Here is a 25,913-nt window from a genome sequence, read left to right as displayed (position 1 = left end):
ACCCTTACTCATTCAAATAGCAGGAATTGACTGTGTTACAACTCCTTTTAGCCGTCTTTATTGGCGGCGGCACGGGTAGCGTTGCGCGATGGTTTCTCAGCATGCGTTTTAACCCGATGCATCAGGCCATCCCGATGGGTACGCTTGCCGCAAACCTGATCGGTGCCTTTATCATTGGTATGGGCCTGGCGTGGTTTAACCGCATGACCAATATCGACCCTATGTGGAAGGTTTTGATTACCACCGGTTTTTGCGGCGGATTAACCACCTTTTCCACCTTCTCGGCGGAAGTGGTTTTCCTGTTCCAGGACGGACGATTTGGCTGGGCGTTAACCAACATCGCCGTCAATATGCTCGGTTCTTTTGCGATGACCGCCCTCGCATTTTGGCTATTTTCTGCCGCCAGCGCGCACTAAGACCCGGCGCATTAATGTTAGCTTAATTTTTCTCTGTCACTCTTGTCGACAAACCGACCAGGGGTGATGAAATGAAAGAGAAAGTGATGAGCGCGGGCATGGTGTTACTGAGCGTACTGATCGTCGCCAGCTTTTTGAAAATCTATCTGTTTTAGCTAAAAAAAAGCCAAAAAAAACCCGCTCAATGAGCGGGTTTTGGATTTCTTGCTGAACGGCTCGAATTACAGAGCAGTTACGTTAGCAGCAGAAGGACCTTTGGCACCGTTAGTGATTTCGAACTCAACGCGCTGGCCTTCAGCCAGGGTTTTGAAACCATTAGTCTGGATTGCAGAGAAGTGTACGAACACGTCTTTGCTGCCATCTTCCGGAGTAATGAAACCGAATCCTTTGGACTCATTAAACCACTTAACGTTACCTTTAATCTTAGACATCAAAATTACCTTTACATGAAAAATGGACACAAATGCTGTGTCGGGTATCAGTACAACAATTGTGGGGCGTTTTGTCCAGCGGATCTTTGTTAAAAAGTGACAAAAGTCGCGTTAATTTTATCGGCTGGCTGTTTGTTCTTTCCGATGTAAAAAGCGTGTATTTTTCAGCCAACCCTTTGTCATTTTTCAGTTAAAACTGGAAGCGCATCCAGGCAAAGTAAACGTTTCCGTTATTGTAAGTGCCCGGAATGTAGGTCATCTGGAAGGTTGCCGGACCATAGCCAATCGAGGCCAGGGGTAACAGCACAGGGATCGGGATGTATTTCCAGTTATCACGCGCCGTGAAGCCCGCCGTGTACCCCAGGCCGAGACGGAAATTGTCATCCGCCAGCGGGCGCCAGGTTTTCTCCCAGCCGTAGCCGCCAATCGGCTCCCATTTGTTATAGGAGTCTTTAAACGCCATCAGGTACAGGCCGTGCCAGTTACCCTCTTCATCCCAACGAGACTGACCGAAACCCGCGCCCCACGGGCGTTCGTTGTAGCTGTCCGTTTTCTCTTTGTCGTAGGCAAAGCGTGCATGCCAGGTGATCGCCGGGACGTAAAGGTCGTAATGTTCTGGTTCGTTCCAGGTTTGCGCCACGTTATCGGTGAAGGTTGAGAACCAGCCCTTTTCCGTCGCTTTATCGTCCGCCATCGCCGAAGACGATAACGTGAGCTGAGCAAAAATAAACAACAACACCAGATAAATATTATTTCTTAACGTCACGATGAAATTACCATTTATTGTATTCGGGGCGATCTTAACAAATTTTAATTAAATGAAAGCCCAATAACACCGGTTTAAATCCGAATTATTTAATTACAAAATGGGAATATTCCTAACGAATAGTCTGAATGCGCCCCGAAATATTCGAGGCGCATACAAAAACTAACGTTTATGTAACAATTTATACAAAGCGGGAATGACCAGCATAGATAATAAAGGTGCCGTCACCATGCCTCCGATCATCGGGGCAGCGATGCGCTGCATCACCTCCGAACCGCTGCCGCCGCCCCACATGATAGGTAACAGCCCTGCCATGATCGTCGCTACCGTCATCACCTTTGGCCGCACGCGCAGCACAGCACCTTCATGAATGGCGCGCATCAGCTGGGTGTTCCCGCCGCCGGGATATTTATCCAGCGCCTGATTGAGATACAGCACCATAATAACGCCAAACTCTGCGGCCACGCCGGCGAGAGCGATAAATCCAACCGCTCCCGCGACAGAAAGATTATACCCCAGCAGCCACAGCAACCAGACGCCGCCAATAAGCGCAAAGGGTAATGCCCCCATTATTAATAAGACATCTGAGATGCGTTTAAACGTCAGCCATAACAGAATAAAGATAATCATTAGCGTTACCGGAAGCACCACTTTCAGTTTTTCCGTCGCACGCTCCAGATATTCAAATTGCCCTGACCACGAGAGCGAAACGCCCTGCGGCAGTACCACCTGTTCGGCAACGCGCTGCTGCATCTCCTCCACCGCTGACTTCAAATCCCGCCCGCGCAAATCGACATAAATCCAGTTCGACAGCCGCGCGTTTTCGCTTTTCAGCATTGGCGGCCCCTCAGTCACCACGATATCCGCCAGCTCGCCCAGGGCGATCTGTCCTCCGCTGGCGGTGACCACCGGCAGCACACGCAGTTTATCGACGTTATCGCGCAGGTCGCGGGGATAGCGCACGTTGATGGGATACCGCTCGCGCCCCTGGATCACTTCGCCAATATTGTCGCCGCCCACCAGCGTCGAGACCATACTTTGCAGCTCATCGACCGAGACGCCGTAGCGCGCCGCTTTTTGGCGGTCGATACGAATATCGACATAGCGCCCGCCTGCCAGCCGCTCCGCCAGCGCGGAGGTCACGCCCGGCACCTGCTTCACGATCGATTCAATCTGCGACGCCACCCGTTCGATATCGGCAATATTGTTGCCGTTCACCTTAATGCCCACCGGGCTCTTGATCCCTGTCGCCAGCATATCCAGACGATTACGGATTGGCGGCACCCAGACGTTGGCAATCCCCGGAACCGAGACAGTTTTATCCAGCTCTTCCACCAGTTTTTCCGGCGTCATGCCCGGCCGCCACTGGTCGCGCGGTTTAAAGTGGATGGTGGTTTCAATCATGGTCAGCGGGGCCGGGTCGGTCGCCGTCTCCGCCCGTCCGGCTTTGCCGAACACGCTGGCAACTTCCGGAACGCTTTTGATCAGGCGATCCGTCTGTTGCAGCAGGCGGCTGGCTTCGCGCGCCGAAATGCCCGGCAGCGTCGACGGCATATATAGCAGATCGCCCTCGTCCAGCGGCGGCATAAACTCGCTGCCCAGCCGACTGAGCGGCCAGAGCGTCACCAGTAAAAGCGCAAACGCCAGAGCCAGCGTGGTTTTGGGAAAGGTCAGCACTTTATCGAGCAGCGGTTCATAGGCCCGAATCAAAAATCGGTTGATTGGGTTGGCTTTTTCGTCCGGAATTTTGCCGCGAATGAAATAGCCCATCAGCACCGGGATCAGCGTAATCCCGAGCCCGGCGGCCATCGCCATTGACCAGGTTTTGGTGAAGGCCAGCGGGGAGAACATCCGCCCTTCCTGTGCTTCGAGGGAGAAGACCGGAATAAACGACAGCGTGATGATCAGCAGACTGCAAAACAGCGCGGGCCCGACTTCAACCGCCGCCCGTTCGGCCAGATGCCAGTAATCCCCCGAAGATGGCTCCTGGTCCGGATTCTCGTGTCGCCACTGCTCCAGCACCTTGTGCATGTTTTCAATCATCACAATCGCGGCATCCACCATCGCCCCAATCGCAATCGCAATCCCCCCGAGCGACATGATGTTGGCGTTGATGCCCTGATAATGCATCACCACAAACGCGCCCAAAATGCCCAGCGGCAGAGAGACAATCGCCACCAGCGCCGAGCGGAAATGGAAGAGGAATAGCGCGCACACCAGCACCACCACCGCAAACTCTTCCAGCAGTTTGTGGGTCAGGGTTTTGACCGACTCTTCGATAAGCGTGGAGCGGTCATACACCGGAACAATCTCGACCCCTTCCGGCAGCGTTTTTTGCAGCGCCCGGAGTTTGTCTTTCACCGCATGAATGGTCTCCAGCGCATTCTGCCCGTAGCGCATCACCACCACGCCACCGGCCACTTCGCCCTCACCGTTCAGCTCCGCCACCCCGCGACGGATTTCTGGGCCGTAGCTTATCGAGGCGACATCGCTGAGCAGCACCGGTTTGCCCTCGCGCGAGGTCAACACCACGTTGCGGAAATCCTCGAGCGAGCGCAAATAACCGGTGGTTCGCACCATGTATTCTGCCTCGCCCATCTCCAGCAGCGCGCCGCCGCTCTCTTTATTCGCCACCTGAATCGCACTCACCATTTGCCCGTGAGTGATATTCAGGGCGCGCATTTTCTCGGGTGAGGCCACAATCTGATACTGGCGCACCATGCCGCCGATGCTGGCGACTTCCGAGACGTTGGGCACGGTTTTGAGCTCAAACTTGAGCGTCCAGTCCTGCAGCGCCCGTAAATCCGCCAGACTGTGTTTGCCAGTGCGATCGATCAGCGCATATTCGTAAATCCAGCCCACGCCCGTGGCATCTGGCCCGAGAGAGACTTTCACCCCCGCCGGGAATTGCGACTGCACCTGGCTCAGATATTCCAGCACTCTTGAGCGTGCCCAGTAGAGATCGGTCCCGTCCTCAAACAGCACATAAACATACGCGTCACCGAACATCGAAAAACCGCGCACGGTTTTCGCCCCCGGCACGGAGAGCATCGAGGTGGTCAGCGGCCAGGTCACCTGGTCCTCTATCACCTGCGGCGCTTTACCGGGGTAGCTCGCTTTGACGATCACCTGGACGTCAGAGAGATCGGGCAGTGCGTCCAGCGGCGCACGTTGCACGGCCCACCAGCCCCACCCGGCCATGATCGCGGCGGCGAGGATCACCAGCAGCCGGTTGCGCAGCGAGGCGCGAATCACAGCGGCGATCATTTCGTCACCTCCGGCAGCGCGCTGCGCAGGCTGGCTTCCGAGTCGATCAGGAATTGCCCGGATGTCACCACGGCATCATTCTCTTTCAGGCCGGAGGTGATTTCTGTCCAGCCCCCTGCGCTCAGACCTGTCGTGACATTCACCGGACGGAAATAGCCGTCCCCCGTCGCCAGCAGCACCCGTTGAGATTCGCCGCTGTTAATCACCGCCTCTTCCGGGACGGCAAGCACCGCGGCACCATGCGTTTGGTTGGCGCGAGAAACATTGAGGAACATACCCGGTTTGAGCTTGTTGTCCGGGTTTTCCAGCACGATGCGCGCCTGCAGCGTGCGCGTGGTGGTCTCCATCTGCGGCAGCAGTTCGCTGACTTTGCCGTGGAAACGCTCGCCCGGCCAGCTTTCTGAGGTCGCGACCATCTCGCTGCCCACCGTCAGGGACTGCGCCTGGGTTTGCGGGTAATCCGCAACCAGCCAGACCGTATCCAGCGCCGCCATCTCAAACAGCGGCGCGGTGGCCGCCACCTGCGCCCCTTCCCGCACATCCAGTTTGACGACGTATCCTGCACGCTCGGCGCGCAGCGTTAAGCGGGTTTGCGGTTTGCCGCTGCGTTCGACGGCGCGAATGGTCTCTTCCGGCATAAACTGCAGCGCCAGCCGCTCCCGCGCCGCGCGGGTGAGCGACGCGTCACCGAGCTGGCGCACAGCCAGATACTCCTGCTGCGCTGTCGTCCACTGCGGAACCCAGATCTCCGCCAGTGGCTCCCCGGCTTTGACCTGCTGCTGCTGGGCGCGCACGTACAGTTTTGCGATCACCCCCGCAGCGGGTGCTGGAATGAGCGTCAGACTGCGCTCATTGGTGGTTACCGTGGCATAGGCGGAGAACGGCTGCGCGAGCTCGCGCTTCTGCGCTTTACCGGTTTTCATCCCCAGATTTTGCTGCTGTTGAGCGCTGATCCCCACGCCCGCAGCCGCTTTCTCTTCATCGGCGTAGCGCGGAACCAGATCCATATCCATAAACGGCGATTTGCCGGGCTTATCGAACCGCTGGCCGGGCATCATGGGATCGTACCAGTAGAGCACTTTACGCCCGGACGGTTTGGCCTCTTCGGGCGCGGCATGCATCGCACGCTGTCCGGCGTAATATCCACCGCCCGCCGCCAGCAGAACGGCCAGCGCGATCGCGCTCAGGGTGAGAGTTTTCATTGTGCGATCTCCTGCGGGATCAGCCATTGGATGGCCGCCCAGGTACGCGCCATTTCGCGCTCGGCCTGGTTGGCAGCCAGTTCAGTGTCGAGCACGCTGCGACGCGCCTCGAGAAGTGACGGGAGTTCCGACTGCCCGGAGCGATACTGCGCGGCCAGCACCTCCAGCCGCTTGTGCTGCAGGGGTAAAATGTCATCGCGCTGGCGCTGCCACAGGGTCTGCGCGGCCTGATATTGCGCCACCAGCGACTGCACCTGCGCGACGTGCTCGCGCTGAATCAACGTCAGTTGATCCACGGCCTGCATTGAGCGCGAGACGTCTGCGGCGTAATCCTTGTCCTGCCTGCGCGACTGAAACAGCGGCAGGTCCACGGTGAACATCACCCCGGCCATGTCGTCATACCCTTCGGCGCGATGGGAGTAGAACACTTCGACGTCAACGTCAGGAATGGCCGCCACCGCCGATTGCGCCGAGCGCGCTTTCGCCGTTTCCGACTCGCGCAGCGCAGCTTCCACTTCCGGATGGCGAGTGATCCCCTCCTCCAGCGTCTTTTCATCGGCAGGTAAACGCTGATAGCGTGGCAGCGGGCCTTGCACCTCCGTGATGGATTGCCCGGTGAGCTGGAACAGACGGCTTTGCGCCAGCTGAACATCCCGTGTCGCGAGGGTCACTTTGTCGCGCATCGCGCTCAGGGTCATTTGCAGCGACAGCACGCTATCCGGCGCGGCGCTTCCCGCGCCGACGCTCGCTTTTTGCGCGCCCTGCTGACGTTCCGTTTCGCTCACCAGTTTTTTCGCGGTGGCGAGCGCCTGCTGTGAAAGCGCCAGATCGAGCCACGCCTGGGCCGTATCGCGCTGAAGCGCGGCGCGAAAGGTTTCGGATTTCGCTTCCACGCCGCGGGCCTGCGCCTGCAGCGTCTGCGATTTACGTTCCCGTTTTTCCGCGCTCACGTAGCTTTGCATGATGCCAATCCGCTGCATCGTCATCCCTTCGCGGGTAAAACGCTGGTCGTTACTGCCCTGAACGGGCACGTTTTCGATACCGAATTTGAGCTTAGGGTCGGGAAGTTGCGTGGCGGAATCCGCCATCATATCCAGAGCCTGCGCCTCATTGCGGCTGGCGGAAAGCTCGGCGGAATAGCGCTGGGCCTCGGTCAGGGTTTGCGCGAGCGTCCAGGGCTGCGCCTGAACCGCTGAGCTTAAAAAGCCGAGCAACACCCCACCGAGCCACAGGCTCAGTGTTTGTGGTTTCATGATGTGCTCCCTTAGCGCAGCGGCGTCAGAGAGATAATCTGGAACCCGTCACCCGCTCGCTCGAGCGTAAAGGTGACGCGATCGCCAGGCTTCACCGAGGCGGTATCCGCGCTTTTCGCCAGCACAAACGGCATGGTCATCGCGGGCCACTGCAGCTCAGGGATCGCCTGATGTTGAAGGATGATTTGCGGTGGGGAGATTTCCCGGACCACGCCCTGGCCTTGCCACTGCTGGGCAGCGGACGGCTCGGTAGCCTGAACGGAAAGAGAAGAAAGGGAAAGCAGTACGCCCGTAAGCGCAGAGACAAAAAATGCACGCATGATAAAACTCCTGTTAATCGTAAATGAAAAAGAAATTCAACGAATTAACAGCGAGTTATTCCCGGAACCGGCAAAACCGAATGGTTGCCGGCGGCCCCGCGGCGGGAGGAGTCAGGGACCATGCCGAATGCGCGACTTCGCTGCAGGACGGCGTGTTTAAGGTGATGGTCATGGTCGCCGGTATTGCGACCAGCTGCGGCTGAGCCGGATCTTTTTGCACCTGATCCGGCACGCAGTGTTTTTCACACAGTGGAGAGATGTTGCTGAGCTGGTGATGCTGCGGCGCGTCCATCATATCCATATGCTGGATCATGGCACTTTCACCGCGCGGACTCAGGGAGCAGTCATGAGACGCCACCGCGACCTGGCTCTGGATCAGCAGCCAGCCAAACGCGAACAAAAACATCAGCAGATGCTTTTTCAGAAAGCGCAGGCGGTAGGTCCAGCTGGCATGCATATTCGCGTCATCGGGTGTGAAAAGGTGGTCGAGTATAGGAACAGGGCCTGTTGAAATTAAAGCTATTTTAAAAAGTTTTACGTTCTTTATCTGTTCGCTGATAAAACCCTCTAAATATCACAACAATTAATTATCAATTTAGTGACATATAATAATCATAGCCACGGTCAATACTGTGATGACACAAATGACGCAGTGGTGGCAAAATATCGTCGATGATAGTTCTAGTAGTGGTTTTATTGATTTTAGTCATCAATGACTGCCCATTTATTCGGCACATTTCCACACTTCTTATTTTTTGATTTTCCGTGCTCTCTGGGGAGCGCACGTACAGGGGAAACCATGCTTACCGTAATCGAACTCCTCATTGGAGTTGTCGTCATCGTTGGCGTCGCGCGCTACATCATCAAAGGCTATTCGGCCACCGGGGTATTATTCGTCGGCGGTTTAACCCTGCTGATTATTAGCGCGCTAATGGGCCATCAGGTGTTACCGGCCAGCGAAACCAGCACCGGATATACCGCCACCGATATTGTGGAATATATTAAAATTCTGCTGATGAGCCGCGGTGGCGATCTCGGCATGATGATTATGATGCTGTGTGGTTTCGCCGCCTATATGACCCATATCGGCGCTAACGATATGGTCGTTAAACTGGCTTCCAAACCGCTGCAATATATCAATTCCCCGTACATTCTGATGATTGCCGCCTATTTCGTGGCATGCCTGATGTCGCTGGCAGTCTCCTCCGCCACCGGTCTCGGCGTACTGCTGATGGCGACGCTGTTCCCGGTGATGGTGAACGTTGGGATCAGCCGCGGCGCTGCGGCGGCGATCTGCGCCTCCCCTGCCGCAATTATTCTCTCCCCGACTTCCGGTGACGTGGTGCTGGCTGCGAAAGCCGCCGAAATGCCGCTCATCGACTTTGCCTTTAAAACCACGCTGCCGATCTCCATCGCCGCGATTATTGGCATGGCGGTCGCGCACTATTTCTGGCAGAAGTATCTCGATAAAAAAGAAAATATCAGCCACGAGATGCTGGATGTCAGCGAAATCACCACCACCGCGCCGTCGTTCTACGCCATTCTGCCGTTCACGCCGATCATCGGGGTGCTGATTTTTGACGGTAAATGGGGCCCGCAGCTGCACATCATTACCATCCTGGTGATCTGCATGCTGCTGGCCGCCGTGCTGGAATTCGTGCGCGGCTTTAACACCCAGAAAGTGTTCTCCGGGTTGGAAGTGGCCTATCGCGGCATGGCCGACGCCTTCGCAGGCGTGGTGATGCTGCTGGTCGCGGCGGGCGTGTTTGCTCAGGGCCTGAGCACCATCGGCTTTATCCAGAGCCTGATCTCCATCGCCACCTCATTCGGCTCCGCGAGCATTATTCTGATGCTGGTGCTGGTGATCCTGACCATGCTGGCGGCGATGACCACCGGCTCCGGTAACGCGCCGTTCTATGCCTTCGTCGAGATGATCCCAAAACTGGCGCATTCTTCAGGCATCAACCCGGCTTATCTGTCGATTCCGATGCTGCAGGCCTCTAACCTGGGCCGTACCATCTCCCCGGTCTCCGGCGTAGTGGTTGCGGTTGCGGGTATGGCAAAAATCTCTCCGTTCGAAGTCGTGAAACGCACCTCCGTTCCGGTTCTGGTCGGCCTGGTGATTGTGATTATTGCGACGGAAATTCTGGTGCCGGGTACGGTGGCGCATTAAGTTTTTCCCTCTCCCCGTGGGAGAGGGTCAGGGTGAGGGCACCAGACCGCAGAGTCGTTTTGTAGGTCGGGTAAGCGCAGCGCCACCCGACATCAACCATCAAACATCACACCAAAGCGCCCACGGGCGCTTTTTGTGCTTTAATAAGTTCCTGGAATTAATTTCCCTTTAATCATCAGGAATACAAATGTTCAGGAAGGATATCGTTCTCCGGTTCAGTGCAACCGCTTTTGCGCTGTGCGCCTTCTCAGCCCATGCTGCCCCGCTTCAGGCTACGCAATACGCCGATTTTGACCGTTACGTTCTGGCGCTTTCCTGGCAAACCGGGTTTTGCCAGAGCATGCACGATCGCGATCGCAACGAGCCTGACGAGTGCCGACTGCAAAAAGAGAGCCCGAACAAAACGGATTTCCTGACGGTTCACGGCCTGTGGCCGAGCCTGCCGAAATCCATCGCCTCACGCGGCGTCGATGACCGCCGCTGGATGCGTTTTGGCTGCGCCACCCGCCCCGTCCCTAACATGCCGGAGGCGAGAGCCAGCCGTAAATGCGCCGCCGCCGAAACCGGCCTCTCCTTCGAAGCCGCCGCGAAGCTGAACGGCGTGATGCCGGGCGCGGGCGGTGGATCCTGTCTGGAACGCTACGAATACGCCAAGCACGGCGTCTGCTTCGGGTTCGATCCCGACGCCTATTTTGGCACCATGGTGCGCATGAATCAGGAAGTGAAAAGCAGCGCGCTGGGCAAATTCCTTGCCGATAACTACGGCAAAACCGTATCGCGCCGCGACTTTGACGACGCGGTCGCCAAAAGCTGGGGCAAAGATTCGGTGAAAGCGGTCAAACTGACCTGCAACAACAACCCGGCGTATCTCACCGAAATGCAGATCTCGCTTAACGCCGCCACGATCAACGCGCCGCTGACTGCATCGTCATTCGCCCCGCAGCCTCATCCAGGCAACTGCGGCAAGCAGTTTGTGATCGATAAAGTTGGGTACTGATCTTCTGCCGGGCGATCCCTTTACCTGCGCGCATCCGGCCGCACCAGATCAAAGCGGTGCTCGTCGCTAATCGAGTAGTAGGCCGAAGGCCCGCCCGCGCGCAGTACCGGGTTGGCCTTCGCGGTCTGATAGATGCCCTCTTCCAGCAACGACGACGCAATATGAATCCCGACGACTTCGCCCAGTACCAGCCAGCTCTCAATCGCTGTTCCGTCTGCGGCGGTCAGTTGAATGCATTGCGACAGTCGGCACTCAAAGTTCACCGGACTTTCTGCCACCCGCGGCACCTTGACCAGCCTGCTCTCAGCTTTGGTTAGCCCCGCAAACGCAAACTCATCTTCCCCCTGAGGGAGGCTGGCGGAGGTTTCATTCATCGCCTCTGCCAGCTCGCGTGTGGCAAGATTCCAGACAAATTCTTTGGTCTCGACGATATTTCGCACGCTGTCCTTCCAGCCGCTGCTGGCGAAACCAATAATGGGCGGACGATAATTAAAACAGTTGAAGAAACTGTAGGGCGCCAGATTGGTATGCCCTGCCGCATCCTGCGAGGCAATCCAGCCAATAGGGCGAGGGCCGATAATGGCATTCAGGGGATCGTGCGGCAAACCATGTCCCTGCGAAGGCTGATAAAAGTACATGACGCTCTCCGGTGTATAGTCAGAACCTCATTATGCCGCGCGAACTCGCCCGGTGCAGCGGCAATCCTGAAATCCATCCTGCATAAACTTCATCTGCGCAATGAATGTGACATTGATCACTTCAAAGTTGCGGGCACAGCCAGTATCATCAGAACAGATAAAACCCTCGCTGCCAGACGGCGAGGGTTTTCTTTTGGATTGGTTTCTGCGGTGCACGCAGCATTAACGACATGGAGTAATAAATGTCCAGACCTACAATTATCATTAATGAACTCGACGCAGAACGTATTGATCGCCTTCTGGAAAAACCGCAGTTCGCCTCCCTGCCGGTGGCCGACGCCCTGAATGCTGAGCTGGACCGGGCACAGATGTGTACTCCGGAAACCATGCCGCATGATGTGGTGACGATGAACAGCCAGGTCAAATTCCGCGATCTCACCTCCGGCGAAGAGCGCACGCGTACCCTGGTTTACCCTGCGCAAATGACCGACAGCAGCACGCAGCTTTCGGTTCTCGCACCAGTCGGTGCCGCACTGCTCGGCCTGCGCACGGGCGATACCATCCACTGGGAATTACCAGGTGGTGCCTCCGCGCATCTGGAAGTGCTGGAACTGCTCTACCAGCCAGAAGCTGCCGGCGATTACCTGCGTTAATCCCATCTGAATAAGCGCCATCACCGCTTTGCCCAGAGGATGCACCTGCATCCTCTTTCCGTAAAATCACCTTAATTTCTTATAGAGACCATAATTATCTTCATCCAGGCTTAATCCGTTTCATCACCTTAAGGACGGACATGAATGAGATAGTGGTGATCTCCCTGATCTATTTCATTTTTCTGGCGATTATCGTCACGGCCGTGCTGTACCTGGAACGCCACTGGTAGCCCTCCCCTCGCCTGAACTGCGCAAAGAAATGTCAAAAAACGCCACGATATGAAAAAGTGTCTGACAGCTATCAGAAACCTCGATTATTTTGTGTTTGAATGATTTCAGCGTTTATAAAGGAGGAGAAACGGATATGTACCAGACAATCATTATGCCCGTTGATGTTTTTGAAATGGAACTGAGCGACAAGGCCGTTCGCCACGCCGAGTTTCTGGCGCAACAGGACGGCATCATTCATCTGCTACACGTTTTACCCGGCTCTGCCAGCCTGAGCCTGCATCGCTTCGCCGCCGACGTGCGCCGCTTTGAAGAGCATCTCCAGCATGAAGCCGAAACGCGGTTACAAACCATGGTCGGCCATTTCACCATCGACCCGTCGCGGATCAAAACCCACGTCCGCTTCGGCAGCGTGCGCGATGCGGTGAACGAAATGGCGAACGAACTGAAAGCCGATGTGGTCGTTATCGGTTCACGTAATCCGTCTATCAGCACCCATCTGCTGGGCTCAAACGCCTCGAGCGTGATCCGCCACACCCACATTCCGGTGATGGTTGTCAGATAACGCCCAAAAGAAAAACCCCGCTCGCGCGGGGTTTTGTCTGGTGCAGGTGCAGTCTTACTTTCTTTTATTATGCTGTTTTGGTGCGAATCAGATAATCAAACGAGCTGAGTGACGCTTTCGCCCCTTCGCCGGTGGCGATGATAATCTGTTTGTACGGCACCGTGGTGCAGTCGCCCGCCGCAAAGATCCCCTTCACGCTGGTTTCGCATTTGGCGTCGATAATGATTTCGCCCATGCGGTTGCGCTCAATCGCGCCTTCCAGCCAGGTGGTATTTGGCAGCAGACCAATCTGGACGAAAATCCCTGACAGCGGCACGCTGTGGACATCGCCGCTCACGCGGTCACGGTATTCCAGGCCGGTGACTTTGCTGCCGTCGCCTTTCACTTCGGTGGTCTGGGCGTTCAGTACGATATCGACGTTTTTCAGGCTCCGCACTTTATCCTGCAATACCTGATCCGCTTTCATTTCAGGTGCGAATTCCAGCAGGGTCACGTGTTCCACAATCCCCGCCAGATCGATAGCCGCTTCGACGCCGGAGTTACCGCCGCCGATCACCGCCACGCGTTTGCCTTTAAACAGCGGGCCGTCGCAGTGTGGGCAGTAGGTCACGCCTTTGGTGCGATACTGATCTTCGCCCGGAACGTTCATGTTGCGCCATTTCGCGCCGGTGGCGATGATCACGCTGCGCGCTTTCAGCACCGCGCCGGAGGCGGTTTCAATCTGGTGTAAGCCACCTTCCTGCGCCGCCGGAACCAGTTTGCTGGCGCTCTGGCTGTCAATCACATCCACTTCATAATCGCTAACGTGCGCTTTCAGGGCACCCGCCAGCTTTTGACCTTCGGTTTTCGGCACGGAGATGTAGTTTTCGATGTCCACGGTGTCGAGCACCTGGCCACCAAAACGCTCGCCCATCAGGCCGGTACGAATGCCTTTACGTGCGGAGTAAACCGCCGCCGCCGCACCTGCCGGGCCGGAGCCGACAATCAGCACGTCGTAAACATCGCGTTTGTTCAACTCTTCCGCCGCGCGTTTCTCCGCGCCGGTATCAATTTTGGCAACGATTTCCGTCAGCGTCATACGCCCCTGGCCGAACTCCTGACCATTCATGAAGACCGCCGGAACGCCCATCACGTTGCGATCGGTGATTTCGTTCTGGAACACGCCGCCGTCGATGGCCGTGTGTTTGATGCGCGGGTTCAGCACCGACATCAGGTTCAGGGCCTGCACCACGTCCGGGCAGTTGTGGCACGAGAGCGAGTAATAGGTTTCGAACTCAAAGTCGCCGTCGATATTGCCGATCTGCTCCAGCAGCGACTGCGCCTCTTTCGACGGATGCCCGCCGGTCCACAGCAGCGCCAGTACCAGAGAGGTAAATTCGTGGCCCAGCGGAGAGCCCGCAAAACGTGGCCCCTGGTCAGAGCCTGGGTTGGTAATCAGGAACGACGGCTTGCGCACCGCCAGCGTATTGTCTTCTTTAAAGGTCACTTTCGGTGACAGTTCAGCGATTTCCGCCAGCAGTTCCTTGATTTCTGCCGATTTAGCGCTGTCGTCCAGCGTGGCAATCAACTCAACAGGTTTGGTCAGTTTCTCAAGGTAGGCCTTGAGCTGGGTTTTCATGTTGGTGTCGAGCATCATTAATCTCCTGCTTAAAAAACATCATCATGCAAGCTGCCTTGCGGGCGGCCTGAATGCGGCTTGCATCATGGGGTTTGGAATGAAACGGGTGCGTGGTGCACCCGTTAGATATCGTAATTCACAAGTCTTGTAGGCCGGATAAGCGTAGCGCCATCCGGCTTCAAAGCGCCTGAGTGCTTAGATTTTGCCAACCAGGTCCAGGGATGGAGCCAGCGTTGCTTCGCCTTCTTTCCACTTAGCCGGGCACACTTCGCCAGGGTGAGAAGCGACGTACTGAGCGGCTTTGATTTTGCGCAGCAGGTCAGATGCATCACGGCCGATACCTTCAGCGGTAACTTCGATAGCCTGGATAATACCCTGCGGGTCAACAACGAAGGTGGCACGGTCAGCCAGGCCTTCATCTTCACGCATGTTGTCGAAGTTACGGGTCAGGGCGCCAGTCGGGTCGCCGATCATCGCGTATTTGATTTTCGCGATGGTTTCAGAGCTGCCATGCCACGCTTTGTGGGTGAAGTGGGTGTCGGTAGAGACAGAGTAAACGTCCACGCCCAGTTTCTGCAGTTCGTCGTAATGATCTGCCACGTCGCCCAGTTCGGTCGGGCAAACGAAGGTGAAATCTGCCGGATAGAAGAAGAACACGCTCCAGCGACCTTCGGTATCTTTCTCGGTCACTTCGACGAATTCACCGTTTTTGAACGCCTGGTTTTTGAAAGGTTTAATTTTAGTGTTAATCAAAGACATCTGTACTTCCTCCGTGTTTTCGTTGAGATGTAAGGTAACGAACTTTGGCTGAGGGGGCTAATGCGTTTGCCGTATCAAATCAATCAGTCATACCTTACAAGCCTTTCAAGACAACGTTGTGAATCCCCCAAACGTAAAAAGGCCGCCTCAACGGGCGGCCCTAATACCTGAACTCCCGCGGGGTCATTCAGTGCCAGCCGAAGCTGGCGTTGCGTTGCGCTCTACATAACCTGAGACAGGATGTAACAGCGACCTGATTACACCACCCGCGCAGGCATTGAGCAATCCGCCGCGATGGCATTCGTGTCTATGGCTGCGATAGGTTTGGCCTAACAACACACTTCAAATAGATAAAATACAAAATCATAATAAATTAATAATAACGCATTCATAAAGGTTATTATTAAAGTAAAAATATTATTTCCCGGCTATATAATGTATTTTTGGACACGCAAAGACACCGTGCAATATTACACACTTTTCAAAACGGGCTTTGAATCACAGTTTGCCTTGCCCGCCCGGCTCCATTATTATTTGTTAGCAACTTTCTTTTTTACATATTTGAGAATTGCTTTACTATCAGAAGTTAATTTCCGTCAAAATGACTATATGGCCGTGAATAGCCATGCAGGGATTGCTTATGTCTATCTACAAATATCCCCTTCAGTGTAATGTTCTTGAAGCCGCAATAGAGAGAGTCGACTGGGCGCTGGATAACTTAGCGAAGGTTTGCGTCTCTTTTTCCGGGGGAAAAGATTCCACCATCATGCTGCATCTGGTCGCGCAGCAGGCGCGCAAGAAGCAGCGGAAAATAAGCGTGTTATTTATCGACTGGGAGGCGCAATTCTCCTGCACGATAACCCATATCGAACGTATGCGGGCCCAGTATCGCGACGTTATCGAGCAGTTTTATTGGGTCGCGCTGCCGCTCACCACGCAAAACTCCCTCTCCCAGTTCCAGCCCGAGTGGCAATGCTGGGAGCCCGGCACCGACTGGGTCCGCCAGCCCCCGGCGGATGCCATTACCGATCCTAAATATTTTGATTTCTACCAGCAGGGAATGACCTTCGAAGCCTTTGTCAGAGCCTTTTCCGACTGGTTCGCGCAAAAGCGCCCCGCCGCGGTGATGATTGGTATTCGCGCTGATGAGTCCTATAACCGCTTCCTGAGTATCGCCAGCGCCCGCAAACAGCGGTTTGCGGACGATAAGCCCTGGACCACCATTGCGCCGGGCGGCCACGCCTGGTATCTCTACCCCATTTATGACTGGAAAACCGCCGATATCTGGACCTGGTTTGCCAAAACCGGCAGCTGCTATAACCCCCTGTACAATCTGATGCATCAGGCCGGGGTTCCGCTGCGCTATATGCGCATTTGCGAGCCCTTTGGCCCGGAGCAGCGCCAGGGTTTGTGGCTCTATCATGTGCTTGAACCCGAGCGCTGGGCGGCAATGTGCGAACGGGTCAGCGGCGTCAGAAGCGGAGGGATCTACGCAGGCCATGACAACCATTTCTACGGTCATCGGAAAATCCTCAAACCCGATCATCTTTGCTGGCAGGAATATGCGATGTTATTACTCGCAAGCATGCCTGAAACCACGGCTGAACATTATCGCAACAAAATTGCCGTTTATTTGCACTGGTATAAAAAGCACGGCAGCGAGAATATTCCCGACACCCAGACGGGTGATATTGGCTCAAAAGATATTCCCTCCTGGCGACGAATTTGTAAGGTGCTTCTTAATAATGATTATTGGTGTCGGGCGTTATCTTTTAGCCCAAATAAACCTAAGCATTACCAACGCTACAGTGAACGAATGAAAAACAAACGCCAGGAGTGGGGAATTTTATGCAACAACGATTAATTCATGACGTGGAAAACTATCTGCAGTCACTTTCTGGCGAAGAGAAAATTGAAGCCATCAACGCTTTTCGCCAGGCCATTCACGAACTCAGCCCGTTTCGCGAACAACCCGTCGACTGCGTACTGTGGATCAAACAGGAAGAGATCAGCGCCAACGATTACAACCCCAATAACGTGGCCCCGCCGGAGAAACGCCTGCTCAGCAAATCGCTGGAGCTGGATGGGTTTACCCAGCCGATCCTCGTCACCGAAAACTGCGACAACCATTACGAAATCGTCGATGGCTTCCACCGGCATGAAATCGGCACCCATCGCGCGGCCCTGAAGCGCCAGTTACAAGGCTATCTGCCGATCACCTGTCTGCGAAAAGAGCGCCAGGAGAAGTTCGATCGGATGGCCTCGACCATCCGCCACAACCGGGCGCGCGGACGCCATCAAATCAACGCCATGTCGGAGATTGTTCGTGAGCTGGTCCTGCTGGGTTGGGAGGATAAGAAAATCGGCATGGAGCTGGGGATGGACTGCGATGAAGTGCTGCGTCTGAAGCAAATCAACGGCCTGCTGGAACTCTTTGCAGACCGTCGATATTCAGAAGCCTGGACCGTTAAATAATCACAGGGTATTGAGGCGTTCGGCCGCCGCTAACAGCGTCGATTCCTGCTTCGCAAAACAGAGACGAATCAGTTTATGCGGGAAGGGATCGGCGCAAAATACCGACAGCGGAATGGCGGCCACGCCCACTTCTTTGGTCAGCCACTGGCAAAAACTCACATCGTCCAGAGAGGAGATCGCGCTGTAATCCGCCAGCAGGAAGTAGGTCCCTTCACACGGCAAGATTTCCAGGCGACTGCGGCTCAACGCATTCACAAACAGATCCCGCCGCGCGCGATAAAACTCCGGTAACTCCCGATAATGCTCCGGTTCGGCGCGCAGCATATCCGCCAGCGCCAGCTGTGCCGGGGTGTTCACCGCAAAAGTCAGATACTGATGGACTTTACGCAGCTCGGCGCTGATGGCCGCAGGCGCGACGCAATAGCCCACCTTCCAGCCGGTCATATGATAGGTTTTACCAAACGACGACACCGCAATGGCACGCTCGCGCAGCTGCGGATGCGCCAGCACGCTGGCGTGCCCCTCTTCGGCAAAACAGATGTGCTCGTACACTTCGTCGCTCAGGACATAGATTTCGCGTTCGGCAATCGCCTGCCACAATGCAGCGAAATCCGCTTTGCGCCAGACGGTCGCCGACGGATTGTGTGGCGTGTTGAGGATCACCAGACGGGTTTTGTCGCTCAGCAACGCGGCAAACGCCTGCCAGTCCGGACGGAAATGCGGCGGCTGGAGCGCCACGCGTTTCACCACTCCGCCGGAGAGTTCAATCGCCGGGGCATAGCTGTCATAGCTCGGGTCGAAGCAGATCACCTCATCGCCGGTGCGCACCAGAGCCGTGATCGCCGCATACAGCGCTTCCGTCGCTCCCGCCGTCACGGTCACTTCCGCGTTGGCGTCAGGCTTGTAGCCATACAGTTCAGCCGTTTTATCGGCGATCGCGTCGCGCAGCGGCTGGGCGCCCGTCATCGGCGCATACTGGTTCGCCCCCTGCGCCACATGGTGCGCCAGACGTTCCTGCAAGTATTTCGGGCCGTCAAAATCAGGGAATCCCTGCGAGAGGTTAATCGCCTTGTACTCCTGCGCTAACGCACTCATCTGGGTAAAGATGGTGGTGCCAAGATTGGGAAGTTTGCTTTGCGGAATCAACGCCTTATTGCTCATTGTGTTGTGCCTGCGTGTAATACTTATGTTGCTGACACTATAACACGATGTTAGTCTTTGGCAATCAAGACGCTTAGACGTCTAAACCATATCAATATTCCTGGCCGACAGAGGGTAAAAGGAAAATGACAGACCACCTGCAACTCACACAACTCGTCGACGCCTGCCGCTGGATTGGCGCGAAAGGCTGGGCCCCCGCGACCGGCGGAAACATGTCCGTGCGCCAGGACGACGCCCTGTGCTGGCTCAGCGAATCCGGGAAAGACAAAGGCAGCCTGACGACGGATGATTTCCTGCAAGTGGAGATCGCCACCAACCGCGCGCCTTCCGGGCGCAAACCCTCGGCGGAAACGGGGCTGCATACGCTGATTTATCGTCTGTTCCCGCAGGCCAACGCGGTGCTGCACGTCCACACCGTCAACGCCACGGTGCTGTCGCGCCTGACGAAAACAACCGAACTGCGTATCAGCGGCTTTGAGATGCAAAAATCCCTCAGCGGGCAGACCACCCATCTGGATACGCTCACCATTCCGGTGTTCGACAACGACCAGGATATTGACGCCCTCGCCTCGCGAATCGCCCATTACGCACAGGAAACCCCGCTTAATTATGGTTTTCTTCTGCGCGGTCATGGCTTAACCTGCTGGGGACGTGATGTGGCCGAAGCCCGCCGTCACCTTGAAGGCCTTGAATTCTTATTTGAATGCGAAATGCGTTTACGACAACTGGAGAGATTATGATTCGCGCGATAGTGACGGATATTGAAGGGACGACCAGCGATATTCGTTTTGTTCACAATGTGTTGTTCCCCTATGCGCGTGAACGGCTGGCGGCGTTTGTTACCGCCCAGCAGTACGCCGAGCCGGTGAAATCCATTCTGGACAATCTGCGCGATGAGATCGCCAACCCGCACGCCAGCATCAGCGAACTGATCGACACCCTGTTTACCTTTATGGACGAAGACCGGAAATCCACCGCCCTGAAAGCCCTGCAGGGGATCATCTGGCAGGACGGTTACGTTAACGGCGACTTCACCGGCCATCTCTACCCGGATGTGTTGCCCTCGCTTGAAAAATGGAAAGCCCAGGGCATTGATCTCTATGTTTATTCCTCCGGCTCCGTCGCCGCGCAGAAACTGTTATTTGGCTACAGCGACGAAGGTGATATTACTCATCTGTTCAGCGGTTATTTTGATACCCACGTGGGCGCGAAGCGCGAAGTGCAATCTTACGCCAACATTGCCGCGCAGATCGGCGTTGCCCCGTCGCAAATCCTGTTCCTCTCGGATATTCACGAGGAGCTGGACGCCGCTGAGCAGGCAGGTTTTCGCACCCTGCAGCTGATTCGCGGTGATGACGATGGCGCGAGCCACCACCACCAGGTCCATCAATTCGACGAGATCAATCCGGAGCACATTCCTTCATGAGCGCATTGACCATTTTTTCCGACACCGAGACAAGCACTCCGCTGTGGCACAGCACGCAGGCGGACGAGATCGCCGAACAGCTCAACGCCCGCGGCATGCGTTTCGAGCGCTGGGAAGCCGACCGCGACTTGGGCCGCGATCCGGCGCCGGAAACGGTGATCGGCGCGTATCAGCATGCGATCGATAAACTGGTGGCAGAGAAAGGCTATCAGAGCTGGGATGTGATTAGCCTGCGCGCGGACAACCCGCAGAAAGAGGCGCTGCGCGCGAAGTTCCTCAACGAACATACCCACGGCGAAGACGAAGTGCGTTTCTTCGTCGAGGGCGCCGGGCTGTTTTGCCTGCACATCGAAGATCAGGTTTATCAGGTGCTGTGCGAGAAAAACGATCTGATCTCGGTCCCCGCCGGGACACCGCACTGGTTTGATATGGGTTCTGAGCCGAACTTTACCGCGATCCGCATTTTCGATAACCCCGAGGGATGGGTCGCGCAGTTTACCGGAAGTGAGATTGCGGATGGGTATCCGCGGCTGGCGTAAAAACATTGTCGGGTGGCGGCTGCGCCTTACCCGACCTACACGATCGGCGGTTTTTGTAGGCCGGGTAAGGCGTAGCCGCCACCCGGCGTATTCAATCTCCGATCCCGTAGGCCGGGTAAGCGCCAGCGCCACCCGGCTTTTGTCACTCAACTGTGACGACTGAGTTTGATAAAAATTATCAACACTATTCCGCAATAACCAAATTAATATAATTTTTACGCAAGCCTCTTTTATCGCACCAGACATCCAGACTATCAAGATTAGAAGTTAAATATTTGGTTCCTTTTTCATCGGAAACCATTGCCATAGTTGAACATATAGGTCTAATATAATCACCAACTTGCTTAAATAAAAAAATACCCATGAGTTTATCTAACAACTCATTTTTTGTTTCATTGTAATTCTCAGCTATTTTAGCAATATCATCCAAATGGATATAACCACCAGAAAATAGCATACGATTAAATACGGATTGCATATCTTCATCGATTTTCTCTGGCTCCCACTCTTGTGAAAAATCTCGCTTTTGCAACTCGCTTTCTTTCATTTCTACAGATTTGTAAAGCCAACCAACTTTGCCACCTTTTTCCAAAGGGATCGCATATAGTAAGGGAGCCATATTTTCAATTTGAGAATCATCACCCCATGGTATTCCAAGCTTAAAATATAATGATATTTTTGACCAAATTATTTCCAGCATAATTCTTGCTGCATTATCTCGCATCGATACTAATGCTGCCCAATGCCTATTTTTGTTAACCCCAAGGAAAGGTATTCCATTAGCTTTCACTATACTAATTTTGTTTGTTGTCACTAACGCTGGCAAGCTTGGAACACCTAACCCATGCCCTGAAACCTCACTTTTCTCAGTTATAATATCCAGAAACGCATTCCTCATTCCAGACTCTGTTACATAACCGCCATATCCATGAATGATACTTGAGGGAGCCAAACTTTCTTGCACTAAGGCATAAAATAATATCCCATCTGGTTTGGACAATGAATGAATATCACTGTAATACCTAGGTGACTCTCTTCCCGTTATTTGAGAAAAATGCTTACTAGCTATAGAAATATCAGGTTCGAAATCAGGATCTTGAAATTTGGATTCGAAGTATTTCGAATATTTATGCCTAATAACTCTAAGATGATCAAACGCATCTATATAATCAGATTTATTCAATGTCTTTTTAACTTCAAATATACAAAGAATTTGATCTATTGGATATATATATTGAGTTGTGCGCCCATATTGAGCTCCATCACCACAGACTAACATTCCATCAATTTGCTGAGGTAGCATCTCACCATTAATCGAGATAAATCCAGAAACTACTTTAAGATTTAACCCTTTAGGGATAATAAATTCTTGATCAATGCCTTGTTTGGTAATTTCTTCATACGCAGATCCTAATGTAGGCATATGAGGCATATCGATTTTACTGAGCTCTTGCCTCTCAATTTCTATAAATTTCTCTAGTAACTCGGAAGCTTTCTCTAACATAAAGACTCACGTTTTAATTTTTATTTATAGAATTAATTACGTTGGTTGGTTCAACTCCAACCAACCTCGCCAAATGCACAAACTCCACAACATCAAGTCGGCGTTCACCGCTTTCCACTTTTGCAATAAATGACTGCGGTTTGCCCAAAGCCTCAGCAAGCTGCGCCTGAGTGATTCCACGCTCTTTGCGAGCAGTCTTTAATGCATTGATAACACGCTGGTATTCATCTGAGTAAACTGAGGCCATTGTTCCGATTCCATACAAATATCCTGAAATCGAATATCCTCTCATTGCGTTTTTATCCCAAAACGGGATAATTGAACACTTACAAAACACATGTAAGGAGAACACCATGAACCATCAAAATTGGCACACTGCCGATATCATTGCTGCATTAAAGAAGCACGGAACCAGCCTCGCAGCACTGTCCCGTCAAGCAGGGCTTTCATCATCGACATTAGCAAATGCGCTCAGTCGCCCATGGCCAAAAGGAGAATTGCTCATCGCTCAGGCACTCAATACTTCACCGGAAGTGATCTGGCCTGAGAGGTATTTTGATGAACAAGGGAATCCCATCATTCGCCAGATGAGAGTCAAAAAGAGAGAAAACCTGTCTGGAACATGATCACGTAATTTTCCCCCTCACCCCAACCCTCTCCCTCAAGGGAGAGGGGGTCTCAACATTCAGCGCGGCAACCCATTCGCATAAACCACCAGCTGATCCAACACAATCCCCCAACCTTCATGGAAGCCCATCTTCTCGTGCTGCTCGCGGATTTCCGCCGTGGGATGACGCGCAATGGCGGTATACCGCGTTTGCCCCTCCCCCACATCTTCCAGCAACAAAATCGCCGTCATGAACGGGTGTTCTGCAGGTTTCCAGCCTTCCGTATAGCCATCGGTAAAGACCAGTTTCTTACCCGGGTCGATCTCCAGAAAGACGCCTTTGTTGTCCATCCGTTGGCCGTCCACCTCAAAAACCGTGTTAAAACGCCCGCCCACGCGCAGGTCGAGGTCACACTCGAGCACTTTATGCGGAACAGGAATGAAGAACTGTTTGATGTGCTCGGGCGTTGTCCAGCACAGCCACAGCAGGTCGCGTGGCGCATTCACCACGCGTTCCAGTTTTAAGTCAGTGTCGGGATTAAGCGTCACGATTTGATCCTCTTCAGGGAAGGCCCTTAAAGGATAGCCGGACTCAGGCGAATTTCCCTGCTGCCACCTCGTGCGGCCACACCACGCCCGTATCCAGCACCCACCCGCTGATCAGCGCCGCAGGCGTAACGTCAAACGCCGGGTTGTAGACTTTCACCTCTTCCGGAGCCCACTGCACCGTACCAAAACTCCCGGCGACGCCCGTCACTTCGCTGGCGGCACGCTGCTCAATCGGGATCGCCTCACCGTTCGGACAGTTCGGGTCCAGCGTGGTTTGCGGGGCCGCGACGTAGAACGGAATACCGTGGAATTTCGCCAGCACCGCCAGCGAGTAAGTCCCGATTTTGTTCGCCACATCGCCGTTGGCAGCAATGCGATCCGCCCCGACCCACACCGCATCCACCAGCCCTTTCGCCATCAGGCTGGCGGCCATGGAATCGGTGATCAGCTGATACGGCACGCCCAGTTCGCCCAACTCCCAGGCGGTGAGTCTGCCGCCCTGCAACAGGGGACGCGTTTCATCCACCCAGACATTGGCGATTTTCCCCTGCTGATGCGCCACCGCAATCACCCCCAGCGCGGTGCCGACGCCCGCCGTCGCCAGCCCACCGGTGTTGCAGTGAGTCAGCAAACGGCTTCCCGGTTTTACCAGTTCGCTCCCCGCGCGGGCGATGGCATCACAGAGCTGTTTGTCCTCCTCAATCAGACGCAGAGCTTCAGCGGTCAGCGCCGGAACAAAATCCTCCTGCCCCAGCGCCTGCTTCATGCGGTCGAGATTGTTCATCAGATTCACCGCCGTCGGGCGTGACGCGCGCAGAGTTTCAAGGGCCAGCGCCAGCTCGTCGCGGCTTTTGCCTGACTCAGCCAGCAGCGCCAACAGCAGGCTGGCAGAGAGCCCGATCAGCGGCGCGCCGCGCACCCGGAGGGCGTGAATGTGGCCGACCAGCGCCTCTACCGTTGAGGCATCCAGCCAGCGTTTCTCCTGCGGAAGCGCCTGTTGGTCGAGAATAAATAGCTGATTATCCGCCACCCGCAGGCTGGTCGTCTGTAATGTCTGCATATCGTTAATTCTCTGTTGCGTTGTTGTATCACATTGTGTCAGGATAAAATTCAGATGTATAGACGTCTAAATGTCTTTATTACCAGAACTGATGAGGAACAGGCAATGTCGCAATACCGTACCTTTACCGCCCAGGATGCCGTGGACTATGCAAAGCAGTTTGGCGGCCTCGATAACCCATCATCGCTGGTGGAGGCGCAGGAAGTGGGCGACGGCAACCTCAATCTGGTGTTTAAAATTTTTGATGCCGAGGGCGTGAGCCGCATCATCGTCAAGCAGGCGCTGCCCTATGTGCGCTGCGTCGGCGAGTCCTGGCCGCTGACGCTGGATCGCGCCCGTCTTGAAGCGCAGACCCTGGTCGAGCACTATCAGCACAGCCCGCAACACACGGTAAAAATTCACCACTACGACCCGGAACTGGCGGTGATGGTGATGGAAGATCTCTCCAGCCACAAAATCTGGCGCGGCGAACTGATTAGCGGCGCGTATTACCCGCAGGCTTCGCGCCAGCTGGGGGAATATCTGGCCCACACCCTGTTCCACACCAGCGACTTTTACCTGCACCCGCACGCCAAAAAAGCGCAGGTGGCGAAATACATCAATCCGGAGATGTGCGAGATCACCGAAGACCTGTTCTTTAACGATCCGTACCAGATCCACGAGCGCAATAACTATCCGGCCGAGCTGGAGGCGGACGTTTCCGCCCTGCGCAATGACGATCGCCTGAAAATCGCCGTCGCGTCCCTCAAACACCGCTTCTTCTCGCAGGCCGAAGCCCTGCTGCACGGCGACATCCACAGCGGCTCGATTTTTGTCGCACAAGACAGCCTGAAGGCCATTGACGCCGAGTTCGGTTATTACGGCCCGATCGGGTTTGATATCGGCACCGCCATCGGCAATCTGCTGCTGAACTTCTGCGGTCTGCCGGGGCATCTGGGGATCCGTGATGCGGCTGCCGCCCGCGAGCAGCGCCTGACGGATATTCAGGAGCTGTGGAACACCTTTGCCGAACGCTTCCAGGCGCTGGCGCGTGAAAAAACCCGCGATGCCGCCCTCAGCGCGCCCGGCTATGCCTCTGAGTTTCTGAAAAAAGTCTGGACCGATGCGATTGGTTTTTGCGGTACGGAGCTGATTCGCCGCAGCGTAGGGCTGTCGCACGTGGCGGATATCGATACCATTGCCGACGAGGCGATGTGCCACGAATGCCTGCGTCACGCCATTACCCTCGGCAGAGCGTTGATTGTGATCGCCGACCGTATCGACAGCGCCGAAGAATTGGTGGCGCGGGTACGTCAGTACAGTTGAA

General features: G+C 54.9%; 28 protein-coding genes. 13 read left to right on the top strand and 15 right to left on the bottom strand.

Annotated features, from left to right (window positions below; all coding sequences use genetic code 11):
• The first annotated feature begins 32 nt into the window (after positions 1-32).
• A complete protein-coding gene (crcB, locus tag U9O48_RS06680; RefSeq protein WP_282493799.1) occupies positions 33-416 on the top strand; it encodes a fluoride efflux transporter CrcB in 384 nt (127 codons plus the stop codon).
• A gap of 221 nt (positions 417-637) precedes the next feature.
• Here the strand turns inward: crcB and cspE are convergent, their stop codons facing one another.
• The 7 genes from cspE to U9O48_RS06645 all read right to left on the bottom strand — a co-directional run bounded on the left by cspE (position 638) and on the right by U9O48_RS06645 (position 8,112).
• A complete protein-coding gene (gene cspE, locus U9O48_RS06675; RefSeq protein WP_000034826.1) occupies positions 638-847 on the bottom strand; it encodes a transcription antiterminator/RNA stability regulator CspE in 210 nt (69 codons plus the stop codon).
• A 190-nt stretch (positions 848-1,037) separates the two neighbouring features.
• Complete coding sequence (gene pagP, locus U9O48_RS06670) at positions 1,038-1,613, bottom strand: lipid IV(A) palmitoyltransferase PagP (protein ID WP_416382176.1); 576 nt, start codon at positions 1,611-1,613, stop codon at positions 1,038-1,040.
• Between the two features lie 162 nt (positions 1,614-1,775).
• Positions 1,776-4,880, bottom strand: a complete 3,105-nt coding sequence (locus U9O48_RS06665) for an efflux RND transporter permease subunit (RefSeq protein WP_324723916.1) — start codon at positions 4,878-4,880, stop codon at positions 1,776-1,778.
• Complete coding sequence (locus tag U9O48_RS06660) at positions 4,877-6,082, bottom strand: efflux RND transporter periplasmic adaptor subunit (protein WP_324723915.1); 1,206 nt, start codon at positions 6,080-6,082, stop codon at positions 4,877-4,879. Before U9O48_RS06660 ends, U9O48_RS06665 begins: the two co-directional genes overlap by 4 nt.
• On the bottom strand, positions 6,079-7,335 hold the full coding sequence (locus U9O48_RS06655; protein WP_324723914.1) for a TolC family protein: 1,257 nt from the start codon (positions 7,333-7,335) through the stop codon (positions 6,079-6,081). The genes U9O48_RS06660 and U9O48_RS06655 overlap by 4 nt, the downstream gene beginning before the upstream one ends.
• An 11-nt stretch (positions 7,336-7,346) precedes the next feature.
• A complete protein-coding gene (locus U9O48_RS06650; protein WP_324723913.1) occupies positions 7,347-7,655 on the bottom strand; it encodes a copper-binding protein in 309 nt (102 codons plus the stop codon).
• A 55-nt stretch (positions 7,656-7,710) separates the two neighbouring features.
• Entirely contained in the window at positions 7,711-8,112 is a 402-nt protein-coding gene (locus tag U9O48_RS06645) for a hypothetical protein (RefSeq protein WP_285146640.1), read from the bottom strand.
• A gap of 342 nt (positions 8,113-8,454) precedes the next feature.
• Between U9O48_RS06645 and dcuC the strand changes: the two genes are divergently transcribed.
• Positions 8,455-9,828 carry an anaerobic C4-dicarboxylate transporter DcuC gene (gene dcuC, locus U9O48_RS06640; protein ID WP_282493805.1) on the top strand — a complete coding sequence of 458 codons (1,374 nt, stop codon included), beginning with the start codon at positions 8,455-8,457 and terminating at the stop codon, positions 9,826-9,828.
• Positions 9,829-10,015: 187 nt separating this feature from the next.
• Positions 10,016-10,825 (top strand): ribonuclease I, encoded by an 810-nt coding sequence (gene rna, locus U9O48_RS06635; protein ID WP_285146642.1) that lies wholly within the window; start codon positions 10,016-10,018, stop codon positions 10,823-10,825.
• A gap of 20 nt (positions 10,826-10,845) precedes the next feature.
• Here the strand turns inward: rna and U9O48_RS06630 are convergent, their stop codons facing one another.
• Positions 10,846-11,463 (bottom strand): flavin reductase family protein, encoded by a 618-nt coding sequence (locus U9O48_RS06630; protein WP_285146643.1) that lies wholly within the window; start codon positions 11,461-11,463, stop codon positions 10,846-10,848.
• A gap of 242 nt (positions 11,464-11,705) precedes the next feature.
• Here U9O48_RS06630 and rnk point away from each other — a divergent pair, with 242 nt between their 5' ends.
• The 3 genes from rnk (at position 11,706) to uspG (ending at position 12,909) form a co-directional block, all read left to right on the top strand.
• A complete protein-coding gene (gene rnk / locus U9O48_RS06625) occupies positions 11,706-12,116 on the top strand; it encodes a nucleoside diphosphate kinase regulator (RefSeq protein ID WP_282493808.1) in 411 nt (136 codons plus the stop codon).
• Positions 12,117-12,256: 140 nt separating this feature from the next.
• Positions 12,257-12,346, top strand: coding sequence for a small membrane protein YldA (gene yldA / locus U9O48_RS06620; protein WP_276329564.1), 90 nt, complete (start codon positions 12,257-12,259; stop codon positions 12,344-12,346).
• A gap of 134 nt (positions 12,347-12,480) precedes the next feature.
• The gene (gene uspG / locus U9O48_RS06615; protein WP_282493809.1) at positions 12,481-12,909 is read left to right on the top strand and encodes a universal stress protein UspG; all 429 of its coding nucleotides are present in this window, start codon (positions 12,481-12,483) and stop codon (positions 12,907-12,909) included.
• Between the two features lie 67 nt (positions 12,910-12,976).
• On the opposite strand, the gene ahpF is transcribed toward uspG, so the two are convergent.
• Both ahpF and ahpC read right to left on the bottom strand, forming a co-directional pair.
• Complete coding sequence (gene ahpF, locus U9O48_RS06610) at positions 12,977-14,542, bottom strand: alkyl hydroperoxide reductase subunit F (protein WP_282493810.1); 1,566 nt, start codon at positions 14,540-14,542, stop codon at positions 12,977-12,979.
• Between the two features lie 180 nt (positions 14,543-14,722).
• Positions 14,723-15,286 carry an alkyl hydroperoxide reductase subunit C gene (ahpC, locus tag U9O48_RS06605; RefSeq protein WP_100777247.1) on the bottom strand — a complete coding sequence of 188 codons (564 nt, stop codon included), beginning with the start codon at positions 15,284-15,286 and terminating at the stop codon, positions 14,723-14,725.
• A gap of 640 nt (positions 15,287-15,926) precedes the next feature.
• Between ahpC and U9O48_RS06600 the strand changes: the two genes are divergently transcribed.
• The gene (locus U9O48_RS06600) at positions 15,927-17,150 is read left to right on the top strand and encodes a phosphoadenosine phosphosulfate reductase (protein ID WP_324723911.1); all 1,224 of its coding nucleotides are present in this window, start codon (positions 15,927-15,929) and stop codon (positions 17,148-17,150) included.
• A complete protein-coding gene (locus tag U9O48_RS06595) occupies positions 17,135-17,761 on the top strand; it encodes an IbrB-like domain-containing protein (RefSeq protein ID WP_282493812.1) in 627 nt (208 codons plus the stop codon). The genes U9O48_RS06600 and U9O48_RS06595 overlap by 16 nt, the downstream gene beginning before the upstream one ends.
• On the opposite strand, the gene U9O48_RS06590 is transcribed toward U9O48_RS06595, so the two are convergent.
• Positions 17,762-18,922 carry a pyridoxal phosphate-dependent aminotransferase gene (locus U9O48_RS06590; RefSeq protein WP_324723910.1) on the bottom strand — a complete coding sequence of 387 codons (1,161 nt, stop codon included), beginning with the start codon at positions 18,920-18,922 and terminating at the stop codon, positions 17,762-17,764.
• Positions 18,923-19,047: 125 nt separating this feature from the next.
• Here U9O48_RS06590 and U9O48_RS06585 point away from each other — a divergent pair, with 125 nt between their 5' ends.
• From U9O48_RS06585 to U9O48_RS06575, 3 genes are read left to right on the top strand one after another with little or no spacing between them, the layout of a single operon-like run.
• The gene (locus U9O48_RS06585) at positions 19,048-19,662 is read left to right on the top strand and encodes a methylthioribulose 1-phosphate dehydratase (RefSeq protein WP_285148720.1); all 615 of its coding nucleotides are present in this window, start codon (positions 19,048-19,050) and stop codon (positions 19,660-19,662) included.
• Positions 19,659-20,348, top strand: a complete 690-nt coding sequence (mtnC, locus tag U9O48_RS06580; RefSeq protein WP_285148719.1) for an acireductone synthase — start codon at positions 19,659-19,661, stop codon at positions 20,346-20,348. Before U9O48_RS06585 ends, mtnC begins: the two co-directional genes overlap by 4 nt.
• Positions 20,345-20,887, top strand: a complete 543-nt coding sequence (locus U9O48_RS06575) for a 1,2-dihydroxy-3-keto-5-methylthiopentene dioxygenase (RefSeq protein WP_285148718.1) — start codon at positions 20,345-20,347, stop codon at positions 20,885-20,887. The genes mtnC and U9O48_RS06575 overlap by 4 nt, the downstream gene beginning before the upstream one ends.
• 184 nt (positions 20,888-21,071) lie before the next feature.
• Here U9O48_RS06575 and U9O48_RS06570 read toward each other — a convergent pair whose 3' ends face one another.
• On the bottom strand, positions 21,072-22,391 hold the full coding sequence (locus tag U9O48_RS06570) for a DUF6602 domain-containing protein (RefSeq protein WP_285146649.1): 1,320 nt from the start codon (positions 22,389-22,391) through the stop codon (positions 21,072-21,074).
• A gap of 13 nt (positions 22,392-22,404) precedes the next feature.
• On the bottom strand, positions 22,405-22,638 hold the full coding sequence (locus tag U9O48_RS06565) for a helix-turn-helix domain-containing protein (RefSeq protein WP_285146650.1): 234 nt from the start codon (positions 22,636-22,638) through the stop codon (positions 22,405-22,407).
• Between the two features lie 106 nt (positions 22,639-22,744).
• Here U9O48_RS06565 and U9O48_RS06560 point away from each other — a divergent pair, with 106 nt between their 5' ends.
• Positions 22,745-23,017, top strand: a complete 273-nt coding sequence (locus U9O48_RS06560; protein WP_285146651.1) for a helix-turn-helix domain-containing protein — start codon at positions 22,745-22,747, stop codon at positions 23,015-23,017.
• A 59-nt stretch (positions 23,018-23,076) separates the two neighbouring features.
• On the opposite strand, the gene U9O48_RS06555 is transcribed toward U9O48_RS06560, so the two are convergent.
• Together U9O48_RS06555 and mtnA are read right to left on the bottom strand one after the other, a co-directional pair.
• Positions 23,077-23,547: an SRPBCC family protein gene (locus U9O48_RS06555; protein WP_285146652.1), complete on the bottom strand. Its 471-nt coding sequence runs from the start codon at positions 23,545-23,547 to the stop codon at positions 23,077-23,079.
• Between the two features lie 43 nt (positions 23,548-23,590).
• Positions 23,591-24,607, bottom strand: coding sequence for an S-methyl-5-thioribose-1-phosphate isomerase (mtnA, locus tag U9O48_RS06550; protein ID WP_285146653.1), 1,017 nt, complete (start codon positions 24,605-24,607; stop codon positions 23,591-23,593).
• Between the two features lie 105 nt (positions 24,608-24,712).
• Here mtnA and mtnK point away from each other — a divergent pair, with 105 nt between their 5' ends.
• Complete coding sequence (mtnK, locus tag U9O48_RS06545; RefSeq protein WP_285148717.1) at positions 24,713-25,912, top strand: S-methyl-5-thioribose kinase; 1,200 nt, start codon at positions 24,713-24,715, stop codon at positions 25,910-25,912.
• The last annotated feature ends 1 nt before the right edge of the window (position 25,913 follow it).

Source organism: Lelliottia sp. JS-SCA-14, assembly GCF_035593345.1.
GTDB classification, from domain to species: Bacteria; Pseudomonadota; Gammaproteobacteria; order Enterobacterales; family Enterobacteriaceae; genus Enterobacter; species Enterobacter wanjuensis.
The sequence above is the reverse complement of the archived record's forward strand: the minus strand, read 5'-3'. Positions and strand labels throughout refer to the sequence as shown.